Source organism: Metabacillus dongyingensis, from assembly GCF_019933155.2.
GTDB lineage: Bacteria > Bacillota > Bacilli > Bacillales > Bacillaceae > Bacillus_P > Bacillus_P dongyingensis.
The window spans coordinates 2,045,381-2,059,139 of sequence record NZ_CP082944.1 but is presented as its reverse complement, the minus strand read 5'-3'; the positions used below and the strand labels follow the sequence as shown (position 1 = coordinate 2,059,139).

Here is a 13,759-nt window from a genome sequence, read left to right as displayed (position 1 = left end):
TAGAAATTCGAGATTAAAGCGAAAATTCCTTCCATTATGTTTTCTTCTTCCGAACGCACGCCTTATGGTAACCCGGCAGACGTGCGCAAACAAGTTATAAAAGTATGTAGGTCTTTTGTTATAGTCATTCGCTTAATTGTTTTTTACATAGAAGTTGTTCACGGACAAGATCATTTCATGCTCTATTCACGAAACCGGAAGATACGGGATTCCTTTAGATACATTCGTGAAATATCCAAAAGCAGATTTATTGCTGACTAGTGAAAGCAACAAAGTTCGATAAGTGCTTTATAAAAAAACTCAAACTGTCTAAATGAACAGTTTGAGTTTAATTGTTATTTCTTTGTGAACGCTTCATGCAAAGCTGACATTTCTCTTTCGAGTGTGTCAAGGATTACTTTTCCTTCCCGTTCATCAATCAGATTAAGCCTGACGGCAAAATCAATTTCTCTTGATAGTCCAAACATTTGTGTATCTAAAACCTCTTCATAAAGAGGACATTGAGGCATCGTCAAATTGTCCATTTGGACTTGAATCAGCTTCGTAATTTTGTCAGCATCAGCCTTTAAGAGCGCAAGTGCTTTTTCTCGATGATCAATCGCAATCTCAGACGCCAATTGAACCCCTCCGTTCCCGAGCGATTACCCTAATCTATCTATTAATATTATAGTGAAAACAGTAAAAAATCAAGAAAAAACAAGGTGTTATTCATAAGTGAACTTGTTCCCGGACATAGATACATCAAAAAATGCTCAATTCATACTTTTCAGATAAAAGATGAAGCAGCTTTATGCCTGCAATACTGTTTCCTTTTTGATCAAGAGACGGACCAAAAATTCCGATTCCAAAATGATAAGGAACAATTCCCATAATACCTCCGGACACTCCGCTTTTAGCAGGAATTCCAACTTTTATTGCAAATTCACCTGATGCATTGTACATTCCGCATGTCACCATAAACGTTTTGCAAATACGTGCAATATCTTTGGGGATAATTTGTTTTTCTGTTTGTGGATGCTTGCCGTCAAGGGCGAAGACTGCTCCGATTTTTGCAAGATCAAGACTGTGCATTTGTACGGCACATTGCTTTGAATATAGATCTATCAAGTCCTCTACATCACCGTCAATGATGCCGTCTTTTTTCATAAAGTAGCAAAGTGACCGGTTCAGCCACGCATTTTCGAATTCCGAAGAAGCTATTTCATGACAGACTTTAATATCTTTATTGAAGGTTAATTCTTTTGTGAAAGCTAAAAACCGGGATAATTTTTCATCCTTGTCAGTTCCTTTAATCATATTCGAAACGGCCAGAGCGCCTGCGTTGATCATCGGATTAAGCGGCCGCTGATTTTCATGAGTTTCAAGCTTGACGATTGAATTAAACGGATCTCCCGTAGGCTCCATGCCCACTCTATCAAACACAAAGGATTCACCATGATCCATTAGCACAAGAGCAAGCGTCAGCACTTTTGATATACTTTGCAGGGTAAAGCTTTTTTCAATATCTCCTGCTGACATACACGTATTTTCAACATGATAGATCGCAACAGACAAATCATTTTGATCTGCTTCGCCAAGTGCTGGAATATAGTCAGCTGTCTTTCCATCCTTCGTAACTTCCCTTGCAATGCTCACAAGCTCCTCAAGCTCTTCGTTAGTTTGACATGGCATGACCCGTTCACCTCTTCTTTTTTGTATGAGGTGTTAGTTTGCCCAATAAACTTCATGCCAATGACCCCCATGACAAAATCACAGAAAGCGCTTATAATTTTTATGAAAGGACGTGTAGCAATGGACTCAATCATTATGATAAAAGGAAATATCGCCTTTCCAATCACACTGGATCCCGGTGTATGGATATTTGACGACAGAAAAGTCGATCTGACTGTTTATTTTGATGAAAATAAAAAAGAACGAAACGAACTAGAAGAGTATACCAAGTCCGTCTCAAAACACTGGGACCGTGAAATACGGGAAGGAGCAAAGCTCCCGGACAGCAAAAACGAAAAGCGCACTGAAAAAGAAAGAATCTTAAATGGAACTTTCGGAATTCCCCTTCTTCCTTTCCTAAGAAATGCCGAGCCTGCTCCAACAGCTGAATATGCTGTATTTAAAACCGATCAAGGAGAGGTTAGAATGACACTGAAGGAAGCATCTGCCCTTATCCTCGGATTCAGTAAAAACGGGAAACCGCTGACTGACGAAGGACCTGTTACCCTTTATTATGGTGATGGCAGCAACAGGGATAACCCTATTACAAACACAAGAGAAATAATAATTGAGTAAGAAAAGCCGCTATATCAGCGGCTTTTCCCATTTTTCACAATAAATCTGCGGCAAGCTGCGCAAGCCCAGAGCGCTCTCCTTTTACTAATCTTACATGACCCGCTATTTGCTGATCCTTAAACTTCTCAACAACATAGGTTAAACCATTATTGTATTCATCAAGGTAGGGATGATCAATTTGTTCGGGATCCCCCATTAAGACAATTTTGCTTTTTTCCCCGACTCTGGTCAAAATCGTCTTAACTTCGTGTTTTGTTAAGTTCTGGGCTTCGTCAATAATAATGAACTGCTCTGGGATGCTTCTTCCGCGAATATACGTGAGGGCCTCTACTTCAATTGATCCCATCCCTGCTAGAATGGCATCCAGCTCTCCAGGTTTTTTCGCATTGAAAAGGTATTCTAGATTATCATAAATCGGCTGCATCCAAGGCCTTAATTTTTCCTGTTTTTCACCAGGCAGATAGCCAATATCCTTCCCAACGGGAACAATCGGCCTTGCTACGAGCAGTTTTTTATAAGTGCCTAAATCTTCTGTCTGCATGAGACCTGCAGCTAAAGCGAGCAGCGTTTTCCCGGTGCCAGCTTTTCCAATTAATGTAACCAGCGGCATGTCATTTCTGAGAAGCATCTCCATTGCCATCGTCTGCTGGACATTTCTTGGCCGAATCCCCCAGATGTGATCGTGATCAAAAACGAGTCTTTTTACCTTTTTTCCTGTTTTATCCACGGTTCCTATCGCAGAAGCAGAGCCGCCAAGCGCATTTTTCATAATGACAAATTGATTTGGATAAAATGGATGATTGGTCACCTCAGACAAAATCAATTCATTTTTCTCATAAAATCGATTCAAATCATCTCCGCTTATATACAAATCAAGATAGCCCGTATAGATTCTGTCAATTTCAACAACCCTGTCACTAAGAAAATCCTCTGCAAGCAGGCCAATTGCATCAGCTTTTACCCTGACCAGTGTATCTTTGCTCACTAAAATGACAGGTCTCCCGTTTTCAGTTGTTTCTTCTTCAATGGAAAGATTTTTCGCCACTGCGAGAATACGATTATCATTTGTTTTTTCTATAAAAATTTCCTGAAGTTCATGAAAAGAACGATGATTCAGCTCAATCCTTAAAAAACCGCCGCTAGGCAAAGGGATTTTTTCATGAAGCTTTCCAATCAGCCTTAGGCTATCAATCAGTTTGGAAACATGTCTTGCATTTCGTCCTATTTCATCCATATACCGCTTTTTTGAATCGACCTCTTCCAGAACGACTGCCGGAATCACTACTTCGTTTTCTTCAAAAGAAAAAATGGAATTCGGATCTTGCAGTAAGACATTCGTATCCAAAACATAGATTTTACTCAACCTTCCGCCTCCTACCCAGTTCAGGTTTTTATAGTGTACTGCACTTAAAAGTCAGACTAAGATAATCAAGCTGTAATTGAAGCGTTGCTAAAATATATGAAATGGTGCATAAAGATAGAAGATTTATTAGACAATAAAATTAAAAAGCATGGTCTAAAAAGGAGTGATTTCATGCGCAACTTTGTTTTTTCAGCACTGTTTATTCTGCTCGCTTTATCAGCATGCACAGTGAATCAGGGCTCTCAAGGCGACACACCAGAAGATCACAACGGAAAGCCCATTAATGTCAGAAACACAGTAGATGAACAAGTGGAAAAAAAATCAGGTGAACAGATTTCTAAGCGCCTGGTCAATCTTGCAGGACGTGTTCCAGGAGTAAATGACGTCAGCGCAGTTGTTCTTGGCAAATATGCAGTAGTAGGCATTGATGTAAATTCTGAACTTGACCGCAATAAAGTCGAATCCATTAAATATGCTGTTGCTGAAAGCATTCAGCATGATCCATATGGAGCAAACGCGGTGATCATTGCTGATGCGGATACAACAGTCCGTCTGCGGGAAATGGGTAAAGATCTTCAGCAAGGACAGCCAGTTGGGGGCATTCTTGACGAGCTTGCCGCAATAGTAGGCCGCGTCATGCCTGAAATTCCAAATGATATGCTGAATAATAATAATAATCAAAACAGACCAACGGAACAAGATAATGATCAGCTGAATGAAAAGGAGCAAAAAGAGCTTGATCGTGAACAGGAAGATCAATCTCAGAATCATTTAAATAAAAACTGATGACCAAATGTCCGGAGTCCAAGGATAAAAAATGCACTGAAAAAAAGCTTAGAACGTAACTGTCTAAGCTTTTTTCATTGCTTCTAAAACCTGGCTGTCAAGCTTTGCCGCTGCTTTTTCATCATATGTTTTTTCATATGCAGGTTCAGCTGAAATTTTTGAGCCGTAAAACATCACATCTCGGACTTCAGAAATGTTAAGCTCAATTAATGCAAGTTTTAACGGGACTCCATCAAGCTTTTCAATTTTCACATGGGCATTTCCATTAATAGAATATGTAGACTCATTTGCAAGCAGCGTAATGGCAGCTGCCGGATGCTTTTTGACGTTTTCAACGATTCTGGAACGATTGTCAACAGCCAGGTAAACCCGTTCTATATCGGGTGCATACACCCATGAAACGGCTGATACATTAGGAGATCCTGTTTCATGATCAAGAGTTGCAAAAACAGCAAATCTTTCTTTTTGGAGATTGTCAAACAAAGGCTGAATCAATTTTGTTTCTACCTTATTAGCCATTTTCTTCCCTCCATTAAAGTTGTATAATGCTATCATACCTTTTTTTATTTTTGTTTCCAACTGTAATATCACTCAGAAAAGCGAAACCTCCTGTTTAAAGCAGGCAGACAGATAAGTTTAATCCGTTCTGGCCGATGAGTTAGTCGGCGGAGCTGGACATTATGGAAAAGCGGAACCGGCTCAGCGCAGGCAGAAAAACATTTATACAGGAGCTTTCATAAATCACAATCGGTTTTATCAGCCGACTCCAAAACTTTTCAGCCTGTTTTGTCAATCAACCAAATTCGGTTTTTTATCAACGGAATTTTACCATTTTTTAAGATTTATTCACAAAAAACTAAAAAAGCAGCTGAATTGAATGTATTTTTTATAAAAAGAATAATGAGGTGTACCATGAGAGTAAAATGTGTTTTATGCGATAAAGTCGAAACCATTAATGACGAAACGCTTCAGGCGAAGAGGCTGAGAAACCGCCCAATCCATACTTATATGTGCAATGAATGCGATCTGAGGATTGAAAATCGGACGATTGAACGGGCTAACACGGGTAATTTCAGATTGTACAGAGATAAAAAAACAGAGGAAAACTGGTAGTTGTTAAACGGGGAGCTCTTATTGGCCTGTTCAGCGGAATTATTCTTGGTCTATTTTTGAAATTCGCTGAAAGAGTCAGTGGAGTAAAAGTGTATGTGCTTTTACTTAATATTGATTTTATTTACAGAGAGCCTCTCCCTGAGCTTTTTGAATTTATTCTTCATTTAGCTGTAGCTGTTGTGGTAGGAATTCTTTATATTTTCACTTTGAACTTTTTTACGATCTCAGCTATTCTGATTAAATGGCTGACATCATTTGTGCTTATTCTGCCGGCCATATTATTATATTTGCCTTTAACTTTACTTGCTGTAAGAGAGACGCCAGCAATTAACGACATTGAAGCGATTGCCTGGTGGACATTAGGTCACATCCTGTTTGCAGCAGTAATGGCCGCCTCAGCTCAAATTATGCACAAAAAAACACCTCATTAAGAGGTGTTTTTATTTATAATTCACATATTTTTCAGGTTCTGCCTCGATTTGATCAATCATGCTGTCAATTAATTCTACAGGAAACCTGGATGATTTAGACTCGCCATTTAGTGTATAGCTCACAAGATACATGACTTCATCTTTATGAACTTGAACATTGTTCAAATCATGGTTTTCCTTAAGCAATTCATCAAACAGCCTGAATGTATCACCTGCAGCAGTATCTTCAGGACGGGCATCCGCTACAACTTTAATGGAAAGCCAATTATAAAGAGAGTCCTGAAGTGATCTCATGTTGCAGCATTCCGCTCAGCTTTTTTGGACTGATGCAGACGGATCTTATAGATGATTAAGATGAGTGCTGCGACAATGAGTCCTTCAGCGACAGGAAGAAATGCACCTAAAAAGGTTAAAACTGTACACCCGAACATTAAGAACAAATAGATGACAATTGCCTTTAGTAGGGGGAGTTTTTTAGCAAACCCCAGCTTAAATACGACAATTGATAATCCGAGAATGACCAAGTATAAAATATTTGCCCCCATTTGAGTATCAGGTTCAGTTGCTGTATAGATGGAATACGCAACCGGCCACATACTTTCGTAAACGTTCATCCCGTGTTCCCCTCCATTGCATGTCTAGGGTTATCTCTTACAGTAAGCCAGCTAATTTTTTCTTCTTAGCTTGTTTTTCGCGCTCATTCTTATCAAGAATTTTCTTTCTCAAACGGATAGAAGTTGGAGTAAGCTCACAGTACTCATCATCGTTCAAGTATTCAAGAGATTCTTCAAGAGACATGATGCGAGGTTTTTTCATCGAATTTGTTTGATCCTTGTTCGCTGAACGGATGTTAGTCTGCTGTTTCATTCTGCAGATATTAACAACAAGATCGTTTTCTCGATTGTGCTCTCCAACGATCATACCCTCATAAACATCTTTACCAGCATCCAGGAAGATAATGCCGCGGTCTTCAACGCCTTGAATACCATAAGTTGTTGACTTTCCATTTTCCATAGAAATCAGCACGCCTTGACGACGTCCGCCAACTTGACCTGGCTGCATTGGCTGGTAGCTGTCAAATGTGTGGTTGATAATACCGAATCCGCGAGTGATTGACATGAATTCTGTTGAATAGCCTATTAATCCGCGTGCTGGCACGTTGAAAATTAAACGGACTTGACCATTGCCGTTATTAATCATGTCAAGCATTTCACCTTTACGGGCACCAATAGATTCCATAACAGAACCTGTATGCTCTTCCGGTACATCAATTTGAACACGTTCAACCGGCTCACATCTAACTCCATCAATTTCCTTAACAATAACTTCTGGTTTAGATACTTGAAGTTCGTAGCCTTCACGACGCATGTTCTCGATTAAAATAGAAAGATGAAGCTCACCGCGGCCTGAAACAATCCAAGCGTCAGGAGATTCCGTGTTTTCCACACGCAAACTAACATCAGTCTGTAATTGAGACATTAGACGCTCTTCAATTTTACGTGAAGTAACATATTTTCCTTCACGGCCTGCAAAAGGACTGTTGTTTACAACAAATGTCATTTGCAGAGTCGGCTCATCAATACGAAGGATTGGCAAAGCTTCCTGATGTTCAACCGGGCAGACTGTTTCCCCTACGTTGATATCTTCCATACCTGAAACAGCAACTAGATCTCCTGCTTTTGCGCTTTCAATTTCTACGCGTTTTAAGCCTTGGAAACCGAATAATTTTGTTACACGGAAGTTTTTGAAAGAACCGTCAATTTTCATTAATGAAACCTGCTGGCCAACTTCCATCGTTCCGCGGAATACGCGGCCGATTCCGATACGTCCAACATAATCATTGTAATCAAGAAGAGCTACCTGGAATTGAAGAGGCTCATCTGTGTTATCAACAGGAGCTGGAATGTGCTCAACAATAGAATCAAACAATGAAACCATGTTTTCTTCCTGATCAGCAGGATCCGGGCTAGTGCTTGCTGTTCCGTTCATAGCTGAAGCAAAAATAACCGGGAATTCAAGCTGCTCTTCTGATGCATCAAGTTCAATAAATAAGTCAAGAACTTCATCCACAACTTCCTCTGGACGGGCAAAATCACGGTCAATTTTGTTAACTACTACGATTGGCGTTAAATTTTGCTCAAGTGCTTTTTTAAGCACAAAGCGTGTTTGAGGCATACAGCCTTCATAAGCGTCGACAACAAGCAATACGCCGTCAACCATTTTCATGATGCGCTCAACTTCGCCGCCAAAGTCGGCATGTCCTGGTGTATCCATAATGTTGATGCGTGTATCTTTATAATTAATTGCCGTATTTTTTGCTAAGATCGTAATTCCGCGCTCGCGCTCTAAATCATTGGAATCCATCGCTCTTTCAGCAACTTGTTCGTTCGCACGGAACGTACCTGCCTGATGAAGCATTTTGTCGACTAGAGTCGTTTTTCCGTGGTCTACGTGGGCAATAATAGCAATGTTTCGAATATCATTTCGAAGTTTCACATTTTCATCTCCTAAAAAATTAAAATAACCTTATGTATTATACCACAAACTTTTATAGAAAAAAGGAATCATTTTATGTAAACTGATAAAAGGGACAAAATTTGCTGTTCAAACGGTTCTTGAAAGGGATGAAATATCAGATGAAATCTGGAAAATGGGTCTTCTTTCTTTTAGCATTCATTGCAGCTGCATCGATGGTAAGCGTCGGTATAGCGGTTGGTGAAAGAAGTATTTTAGGTATAGTCATTTCTATTATTGCCCTTATTGCGGCAATGGGATTTGGATTTGCTACAAAAAAGAAAATGCGTGATAAAGGAATTCTTTAACAAATGCCTGGGCACCGAGCCCAGGTTTTTTTCATTAAAAAACCCCTAAATAAGGGGCTATACAGGTTTTACTGTGATTATATAGTCTTTGCCTTCAGAATCTTTTTCAGATTTAAGCTGTTCAAATCCGCACCTTCCTAAAAACTTCAGCCAGTCCAGCCTCGAAGCCGGACAGCCAGCGAATACTGCTTTATGGCCATCGCTTTTTAATTGTGCCGATATCTGTTCGATCACTTTCTTAGCTAGACCTTGTTTACGGTGCTCGGGATGAATCAGGACCGTTCCAATCCACGGCTTCTCATTGGAAGGAGCCCAGTTAAGATGAAAGGAGATGCCAATTTCTTCAGCTGACTTCATCCAAATAAGCCAAGTGCCTTTATACATTTTATAGGATGTCATGTATTCTTCTGCCTGATCCGGCCTGCATTCCTCTTCATGCCAAGCTTCGCTTGCTGAAATCAGCTCTGCAAAAAAGGGATAATCTTTTTCTTCAAATAAACGGTAATTCAGCATCTACTTATGCAGATAATCCTTTAGAATAGTGGAGTGAATCCCTTTTTTGGCAACGAAAATACTGTTTTGTCCTATCAAATTTATTTTTTCACCATCTAATGTCGTTGCTTTTGCCCCAACTTCATCGAGTAAAATCAGACCGGCAGCAAAATCCCACGGAGCAAGTCTGAGCGTAATATACGCGTCAAGCCTTCCTGATGCAACATAGGCAAATTCCAGCGTGGCAGAACCATATGACCGTGTTCCTCTGACAGCTTTTGCAACTGGAACTAATAAGTTATGATCAAATCGTTTATTTTCCATGACCCATGTTGCATTTAAAGCAATCACAGCTTGGTTTAAAGGAACATCCTTCAGCTCAGGGAGTCTGTAATCATTCATATAGGCTCCTTTGCCCTTGACTGCATGGTACAGCTCGTCATGAACAACATCATAGATCAGACCGACTTGTCCAACCCCATCTTCATAAATTCCGATTGAGATGGCGAAATTTCTTTGCTGATGAACAAAATTCATTGTTCCGTCAATCGGGTCCACAATCCAGACAATTCCTTCTAAAGATTGTATGTCGTGACCAAACCCCTCTTCCCCAAGGATCCTGTGCTCCGGGTATGTTTCATTAATTTTCGAAATTAGATATTGCTCGGTTTCTTTATCCATATTGGTGACAAGATCATCCGGATTAGATTTTGACTGGATCTGCAGCACATTTTGAAAAGACTGTCTGATCGTTTCTCCTGCAGCGTAAATCCATGTTTTTGCATCACTTTCGATCTTAGACCAATTTGCCATGTATAAACCTTCTTTCTATGTATGTAAGCTATTTATATAAAATAAGAATAACGCAAGGAAATTATGGAAAGCAAGCAAAGGGCGCACTCATCTGTCCAAAATCAATTACTCAGATAAAAACGAACCCTTGTGCGAGGTTCGCTTTGTATGCTGCATTTAAGCCTGCAGTCTTAGCCATTCTTTTCTTAGTCTCTCAAGCTTCCGTTTGCATTCATTCTTCTTTGTTTCATCATTTTCGCTCATGGCGTCATAAAGGGTGGCCAATTCGTAATCTAATTCAAGTTTCAGCACCCCAATACGATTATCCGATTCCTTTTGTCCAGTAGTTTTCACAATTTGCTTCATCTTTCTACCGCCCCTTTCAAATATTGTCTATAATTGTTAACCAGCGACTTTTCATTTAACATAATTTTCTGATATTTTTATATATGATATGAAACTTGAAAATAGGATGCAACTTGGAAGTGAAAATTGTGTATTTACCTATTATTTAGTTAATACCACATTTTCAAAGTGTCGAAACGTGCAAGTTTCTTTCGAATATGCTGGCTGATGTGCTAAAATGTTGGCATGCACCGTGATCAGGAGGTAAGAAGGAATGGACTTCAAAGGATTTACAAATGAAGATTTCGATGTATTTAAAATTGACGGCTTAGATGAGCGAATGGAAGCATTAATTCATACAGTAAGGCCAAAGCTTGAGCAGCTAGGTGAAAAATTTGCCTCTGAACTCTCAGGAATGACGGGGGATGAGATGTTTGCGCATGTCGCAAAGCACGCACGCCGGTCCGTTAACCCGCCTAAAGATACTTGGGTTGCATTCGCAAGCAATAAGCGCGGATATAAAATGCTTCCCCACTTTCAAATCGGCCTATGGGAAACTCACGCTTTCGCCTGGTTTGCGGTTATTTATGAGTCTCCTGTAAAAGACCAATACGGAGCTGAGCTTGCAAAAAACTGGACCAGACTGCGTTCACAAATTCCAGACCATTTCGTCTGGTCGGCGGACCATACAAAACCGGAAGTAACCGTTCAAAAAGACATGAGCCAAAAAGATTTTCAAAAAATGTTTGAACGCCTGCAAAATGTCAAAAAAGCGGAATTATTATGCGGAATTAAAATGGACAGAGAAGATGCCGTTAAAATGAGCGGAAAAGAATTTACTGACAAAATGGAAGAGACATTTAAGACACTGCTTCCTCTATATACTATTGCTCAAAAAGCTGCTGTTTCATAAGAAATACACAAAAGGACGGGATGAACCCGTCCTTTTACATTTTGATTTTATCTGCATCGCTGCTTTCTCTGCTTTTTTTAATGGCCCGGTAAGAAGAATACCCGCTCATTTCTTCAAAATCATCACAGAGATTCTTCTCTTCTGCTTTGCTCGGGACAATCTCCTTGAATCTCCGGTACGCTTTCATCAAGTCTTCCCGGCTGATCCCCTTTTCGTATGCTTTTTCAATTGATTGAAAAAATGCAATCACATCAATGATTTCATTTGTGCTCCAATCCGGCTGAATCGGATATTGATAATCCATTGTTCCTCACCTGCCTTTTCCTGTTGAGTGGTAAGTTAACTCCACCTTTGTCTTATTTCGGAGGCCTCAGATATCATCCGCGACATAAGCTGTTCGACGCTTGGCACATCGCGGATTAAGCCAGTTACTTGTCCAGCCCACGCAAAACCATTGTCTATCATACCATCATATATGTATCTTTTGTTAGCATGGCCGCTAATATAATCTTTTAGCTGCTCATAATCAGCTTCTTTTTGTTCCATCTCCAATATTTTGGCTGTCCAGGGTCCCGCTAGAGCTCTTGCCGGCGCTCCAATACTGCGTTTAATGACAACGGTGTCGCGTTCTGAGCTGTTTACAAGTGCATGCTTATATTCCGAATGCGCATGAACACATTCCTGTGTCGCAATAAACCTCGTTCCCATTTCAATTCCTTCTGCGCCGAGACTTAGAGCAGCCATCAATCCTCTGCCGTCACCGATCCCTCCGGATGCAATTACAGGAATGGACACTGAATCAACTACTTGAGGAATTAAAACGAACGTCCCGGTGTCATCTCTCCCTAAATGGCCCCCGCCTTCTTGTCCTACAACCATGACAGCATCTGCACCAAGCTCTTCTGCTTTTTCAGCTTGCCTTCTGGCAGCCACAAGAACTAGTTTTTTTACATTTATCCCTTTTAATTGATCAAAGATAGCGGATGGATTGCCTCCTGTCATTGAAATGACAGGTACTTCTTCTTCAATAGCCACATCCAGCAGATCTGAGAATGGTCTTCCGTGCTGGCCGACCGCAAAGTTCACACCAAACGGCTTATCTGTTTTATTGCGGACTTTTGCAATCTCTTCCCGAAGCAGTTCAGGTTCCCCAAGAGACATGGCTGTTATTTGGCCCAGTCCGCCTGCGTTTGATACAGCAGCTGCCAAATCAGAATAGGCAAGGTATGCAAGTCCTCCCTGAATAATTGGGTATTGAATGTTTAAAAGCTCTGTAATTCTAGTCTTCCATTTCATAAAAATTCCCCTTTCGTTTATACATGAAAAATCCCTCTTTTATTCAAATTCTCTTTTTCTGAGTCATCTCCTTTTTTAAAGGGAATAAAAAAAGGCAGCTGAGGCTGCCTCAAGTCATCATGAATTGATTTTTGCTTCCTGATGAAAAAACAGTTTCGAAGGATTGATCTCAAGCATCGTCCGGATGTTATCTTCAGGCATTCCCTGTTCCCGAAGCTCCGGGATAATATTTTCAAAAAGGTGAGCAGGATGCCAGTTTTTCATTTTTTCCTGAATCAGTTCAGGCAGAATTAACGGCCTGCCCATCCAATGATTAACCGTGTCATGAGACAGCATGATTTGATCTGTATAGCCAAGCGATACTAATTTCAAAAGCGTTTTTATTCGTTCGTCATCATTCGGAGCCCCTACCATGCCCTGAATGCCAAACCGGTCAAATGCTATGAATGCCCCTTTTTCCAATACCCTTATATGATAGTCTGTATCCGTGTTCCCGCACATATGGCCAATCACTATTTTTTTAGGATCACAGCCAAGCTCCATCAATAATTCAACTTGTTCAGGCCCCATTGTACCTTCTTGTGTATGAGTCAGAATGACGGTTCCTTCCTCCCGCTGCACCCTTGCAGCGGCTTTAAAAAACATTCGTTCATACTCGGTAATCACACCTTTGCTTGACGCTAGCTTGATAATGCCCGGCTTGATTCCGGTATTCCTGATTCCTTCTGTTATTTCCTTCTTAAACATTTCATAGATTTCTTCTTCAGCTGTACCGAGTCCCTGCCTGAATTTAAAATAAGGAGTTGCTCCTTCTCCCTCATAATAAAAACCTGTTGCGCACACAATTTGCAGTCCTGTACGTTCAGAGATTTCCTTTAATAATTCAGGGTTTCTGCCGCATTCATTCGGAGTTGGATCGACCACCGTGTCAACCCCGAAGCTCAAGAGCTGAAGGGCAATGGTAATCCCTGTCTCAAGAGCATCCTGTTCATCAAATCCCCCAAGAGAGTCATCACCGTGGAATCCGGGATAACCAAAGACAAAATGTTCATGAATTAATGTTTTGCCAAGCTGATCGGCTGCTATTGGCCCAGTAACTGTTTCAACCATATGTTTCATG

19 protein-coding genes are annotated in these 13,759 nt (G+C 40.5%); 6 read left to right on the top strand and 13 right to left on the bottom strand.

What is annotated here, in order from left to right; all coding sequences use genetic code 11:
* Window positions 1–335: 335 nt before the first annotated feature.
* A complete protein-coding gene (locus K8L98_RS10200) occupies window positions 336–617 on the bottom strand; it encodes an Fpa/YlaN family protein (RefSeq protein ID WP_223441989.1) in 282 nt (93 codons plus the stop codon).
* A 124-nt stretch (window positions 618–741) separates the two neighbouring features.
* Complete coding sequence (gene glsA / locus K8L98_RS10195; RefSeq protein WP_223441987.1) at window positions 742–1,671, bottom strand: glutaminase A; 930 nt, start codon at window positions 1,669–1,671, stop codon at window positions 742–744.
* 120 nt (window positions 1,672–1,791) lie between these two features.
* Between glsA and K8L98_RS10190 the strand changes: the two genes are divergently transcribed.
* Window positions 1,792–2,286: a molybdopterin-binding protein gene (locus K8L98_RS10190; protein ID WP_223441985.1), complete on the top strand. Its 495-nt coding sequence runs from the start codon at window positions 1,792–1,794 to the stop codon at window positions 2,284–2,286.
* Between the two features lie 34 nt (window positions 2,287–2,320).
* On the opposite strand, the gene K8L98_RS10185 is transcribed toward K8L98_RS10190, so the two are convergent.
* Window positions 2,321–3,649, bottom strand: coding sequence for a PhoH family protein (locus K8L98_RS10185; protein WP_223441982.1), 1,329 nt, complete (start codon window positions 3,647–3,649; stop codon window positions 2,321–2,323).
* Window positions 3,650–3,820: 171 nt separating this feature from the next.
* Here K8L98_RS10185 and K8L98_RS10180 point away from each other — a divergent pair, with 171 nt between their 5' ends.
* Window positions 3,821–4,435 (top strand): YhcN/YlaJ family sporulation lipoprotein, encoded by a 615-nt coding sequence (locus K8L98_RS10180; RefSeq protein WP_223441980.1) that lies wholly within the window; start codon window positions 3,821–3,823, stop codon window positions 4,433–4,435.
* A gap of 63 nt (window positions 4,436–4,498) precedes the next feature.
* On the opposite strand, the gene K8L98_RS10175 is transcribed toward K8L98_RS10180, so the two are convergent.
* The gene (locus tag K8L98_RS10175) at window positions 4,499–4,954 is read right to left on the bottom strand and encodes a pyridoxamine 5'-phosphate oxidase family protein (RefSeq protein ID WP_223441978.1); all 456 of its coding nucleotides are present in this window, start codon (window positions 4,952–4,954) and stop codon (window positions 4,499–4,501) included.
* Between the two features lie 393 nt (window positions 4,955–5,347).
* Between K8L98_RS10175 and K8L98_RS10170 the strand changes: the two genes are divergently transcribed.
* A complete protein-coding gene (locus tag K8L98_RS10170) occupies window positions 5,348–5,548 on the top strand; it encodes a YlaI family protein (RefSeq protein WP_223441976.1) in 201 nt (66 codons plus the stop codon).
* Between the two features lie 95 nt (window positions 5,549–5,643).
* Window positions 5,644–5,979, top strand: a complete 336-nt coding sequence (locus tag K8L98_RS10165; RefSeq protein ID WP_223441974.1) for a hypothetical protein — start codon at window positions 5,644–5,646, stop codon at window positions 5,977–5,979.
* A gap of 9 nt (window positions 5,980–5,988) precedes the next feature.
* Here K8L98_RS10165 and K8L98_RS10160 read toward each other — a convergent pair whose 3' ends face one another.
* The 3 genes from K8L98_RS10160 to typA form a co-directional block, all read right to left on the bottom strand.
* On the bottom strand, window positions 5,989–6,273 hold the full coding sequence (locus K8L98_RS10160; protein WP_223441972.1) for a hypothetical protein: 285 nt from the start codon (window positions 6,271–6,273) through the stop codon (window positions 5,989–5,991).
* Window positions 6,270–6,524: a YlaH-like family protein gene (locus K8L98_RS10155; protein WP_223443309.1), complete on the bottom strand. Its 255-nt coding sequence runs from the start codon at window positions 6,522–6,524 to the stop codon at window positions 6,270–6,272. The genes K8L98_RS10160 and K8L98_RS10155 overlap by 4 nt, the downstream gene beginning before the upstream one ends.
* A 106-nt stretch (window positions 6,525–6,630) precedes the next feature.
* Window positions 6,631–8,475, bottom strand: coding sequence for a translational GTPase TypA (gene typA, locus K8L98_RS10150; protein ID WP_223441970.1), 1,845 nt, complete (start codon window positions 8,473–8,475; stop codon window positions 6,631–6,633).
* Window positions 8,476–8,615: 140 nt separating this feature from the next.
* Here typA and K8L98_RS10145 point away from each other — a divergent pair, with 140 nt between their 5' ends.
* A complete protein-coding gene (locus tag K8L98_RS10145) occupies window positions 8,616–8,801 on the top strand; it encodes a YlaF family protein (RefSeq protein WP_223441967.1) in 186 nt (61 codons plus the stop codon).
* Window positions 8,802–8,858: 57 nt separating this feature from the next.
* Here K8L98_RS10145 and K8L98_RS10140 read toward each other — a convergent pair whose 3' ends face one another.
* From K8L98_RS10140 to K8L98_RS10130, 3 genes are all read right to left on the bottom strand, one after another.
* Window positions 8,859–9,314 (bottom strand): GNAT family N-acetyltransferase, encoded by a 456-nt coding sequence (locus tag K8L98_RS10140; RefSeq protein ID WP_223441964.1) that lies wholly within the window; start codon window positions 9,312–9,314, stop codon window positions 8,859–8,861.
* The gene (locus K8L98_RS10135; protein ID WP_223441962.1) at window positions 9,315–10,106 is read right to left on the bottom strand and encodes an inositol monophosphatase family protein; all 792 of its coding nucleotides are present in this window, start codon (window positions 10,104–10,106) and stop codon (window positions 9,315–9,317) included.
* A gap of 156 nt (window positions 10,107–10,262) precedes the next feature.
* Window positions 10,263–10,451, bottom strand: a complete 189-nt coding sequence (locus K8L98_RS10130; protein ID WP_070879022.1) for a hypothetical protein — start codon at window positions 10,449–10,451, stop codon at window positions 10,263–10,265.
* 253 nt (window positions 10,452–10,704) lie between these two features.
* On the opposite strand from K8L98_RS10130, the gene K8L98_RS10125 reads away from it, so the two are divergent.
* Window positions 10,705–11,343 carry a YktB family protein gene (locus tag K8L98_RS10125; protein ID WP_223441959.1) on the top strand — a complete coding sequence of 213 codons (639 nt, stop codon included), beginning with the start codon at window positions 10,705–10,707 and terminating at the stop codon, window positions 11,341–11,343.
* Between the two features lie 34 nt (window positions 11,344–11,377).
* Here the strand turns inward: K8L98_RS10125 and K8L98_RS10120 are convergent, their stop codons facing one another.
* The 3 genes from K8L98_RS10120 to K8L98_RS10110 form a co-directional block, all read right to left on the bottom strand.
* A complete protein-coding gene (locus tag K8L98_RS10120; protein WP_223441956.1) occupies window positions 11,378–11,647 on the bottom strand; it encodes a UPF0223 family protein in 270 nt (89 codons plus the stop codon).
* Between the two features lie 35 nt (window positions 11,648–11,682).
* Window positions 11,683–12,639, bottom strand: a complete 957-nt coding sequence (locus K8L98_RS10115) for an NAD(P)H-dependent flavin oxidoreductase (protein ID WP_223441953.1) — start codon at window positions 12,637–12,639, stop codon at window positions 11,683–11,685.
* A 117-nt stretch (window positions 12,640–12,756) separates the two neighbouring features.
* Window positions 12,757–13,758, bottom strand: a complete 1,002-nt coding sequence (locus tag K8L98_RS10110) for a phosphotriesterase family protein (RefSeq protein WP_223441950.1) — start codon at window positions 13,756–13,758, stop codon at window positions 12,757–12,759.
* Window position 13,759 lies beyond the last annotated feature (1 nt).